We start from the raw sequence: 2,371 nt of genomic DNA on the forward strand, positions 1-2,371 counted from the left end.
CCAGGTGCGGTGGTCCATGGTCTTGTCGGGGCCGACGAGGTCGACGGTCAGGTGGGATTTGCTGCCGGGCGGGGCGACTTGGACCGTGATGTGGAGTAGGTCGCCGTTGGGGAGGCGGTGGCCGGGGTTGTTGTAGTAGTCCTCGACGCCTTGGGCGAGTTTGGCGTGGACGGCGCTGTCGTCGCCGCCGCGGTAGGCGACGGTGACGGTGAGGTCGGTGATCGTGTCGCCTTCGTGCTGGAGGCGACGGACGTCGAAGCGGGAGGGGACGGTGAAGCGGGGCGTGCGGTCCCGTTGCATCCGAGGTGGCTTGACCGGTCTGGGCTCGGTGGTCGTGTCGTTGTCGGAGGCCGTGGGCTGTGTCTCCGCGAGGGCGAGGTCGACCTCGCGGAGAGCCTCGGCGACAACGTCGGCGTGCTGATCCAGTTCTTCCTGTAGCGCTGACTTCTGCTGAGGGTCGAGGGTCGTGACGATCCTCTGCTGGAGTTCGTCGGCGCGCAGGCCTGCTGCTTCTAGAGCTGCCTCTGCGGCGCGCAGTCGAGTGCGGTCAGCGGCCGGCTCCTCCGCGCTCGCCGCTTCCGCGGGGTTCTGCGGGTGTGACTGTGCGACCGTCGCCGGGGCGGTCCGTCGTCCGGGCCTGGGCGCCTGGGCGGCGACGTCGCCGGGGGTGGTGGCGGGCAGTCGGGGTGGGGTGTCGGTGCCGTGGTAGGTGATGGGCGCGCCTTCGCCCAGTGCCAGGAACTCGTTCTCCCCTTCGCCGAGGAAGAGCGAGCGGTCCGGATCCGAGTCGGGTCGGCTCTGGAGGAACGTGCCGAACACATGGTGCAGCGGCACCTCTTGGGACGTCACCCAGAAGGGGCCGAGCGTGTGGCTGCTCTCGTCCGTGGGGTCCTTGTACGGGGTGAGGAGGCTGTACGACTCCGCGGGCCCCCGGGACATCTCCACCGACTGCCCCAGGGACAGCGGGCCGCCGCCGTTCTGCTCCTCCAGCAGGTCCCGCTTCTCCAGGCGGATCAGCTGGACGACCCCGCGCTGTGCGTCGACGTTCGGCATCCTCACCCGGTTCAGCACCTCGTAGGTGAAGGCGTGCTGGGCGGCGACGTTCCGCACCATCCAGGGCGCGAACACGGTGACCGGGTAACTGTCGTTGCCGTCAGGGGACCATGAGTGGTCGGGGTCGGGCCCACCGAGCAGGAAATAGCCGTTCTCGACCGTCGACGGTCGGAAGTGGCTGACCAGCACTTTGAAGCGTCGGGACTCTTGGTTGACGGACCCGCCGGCCTGGTCGTACGCCCAGTTGCCCAGGGCGACACTGCTACCGCCCTCCTCGTCGAGCCACTGGTGGAACCGGTGCGACACTCCGTCGGGCCCCCGCAGCGAACCGCCCACCGGGCCGGCCGGGTCGGCGGGGTCGACCAGGGCCCACAGCGTGTCCACGGGGTCCGGTACCTGGCGATCTCTCTCCCAGTTCGGGTTGACCACGAGTTCGCGCGGAAGGCCGTCGAGCAGTCCGCTCTCCCCGAGCCGCATCTGCATCCGAAGGAACTCACTGCGGTACTCGGGACGCCAGCCGTCCCCCGTCAGCGCGGAGTTCGTCTTCAGCCACCGGGCGGCGGCCGCCTTCTCCTCGGTGGACGCCGTGGCTGACAGCCGGGTCTCCTCGGCGCGCTGCGCGATCTCGCCCAGGTACTGCTCCGTGCGCTCCGACATGTCGTTGTAGTCGCGGTGGCCCTGCTCAGGGTCGCTCCACGTGTCCTCTGGGCTGGATGCCGGATAGGCCAGCGGGAAGGCGCCCCCGCCGCCCATGCTGATCAGCCCGAAGTCGGGCAGCTCGGGTGCGTTCGACCAGAGGGTTTCCACGGTGAACGGTCCCGCTGGGACGTCGTCGTCACTCGTGTGAACGCGAGCGGACACCGCGTCGGTGTGCGGTGGGGCCAGAGGCTGGGAGACGGGGTCGACCCATGTGTGGGAGCGGGGGGTGGGGACGGTGGCGTCGCGGGCCTGGCGCCAGCTTCCGTCAACCGTCTGTAGCGGGGCGTCGCCGATGAGGGCGGCCAGGAGCTGCAAGTGACGTTCGCGGAGGTGGCCTTGAGGCAGGGCGTCGGGGGAGGGTTGGTGGTAGTTGCCGAGGAGGCTGCCGGTGATGTCGGGGCGGTGGGGGGTGGTGTCGTCCTGGTACTCGTCGCGGAGACCGAGTTGGTGGCCGAGTTCGTGGGCGTAGTCGATGGGGTTGGCGTCCTGGTGCCAGGTGCGGTGGTCCATGGTCTTGTCGGGGCCGACGAGGTCGACGGTCAGGTGGGATTTGCTGCCGGGCGGGGCGACTTGGACCGTGATGTGGAGTAGGTCGCCGTTGGGGAGGCGGTGGCCGGGG

At 69.8% G+C, this 2,371-nt stretch carries 1 protein-coding gene; it reads right to left on the bottom strand.

What is annotated here, in order from left to right:
* On the bottom strand, positions 1-2,371 hold a 2,371-nt coding region (locus FNH09_RS47440; protein WP_162470115.1), incomplete at both ends, for a hypothetical protein.

Source organism: Streptomyces adustus (genome assembly GCF_009377175.1).
Taxonomy (GTDB): domain Bacteria; phylum Actinomycetota; class Actinomycetes; order Streptomycetales; family Streptomycetaceae; genus Streptomyces; species Streptomyces adustus.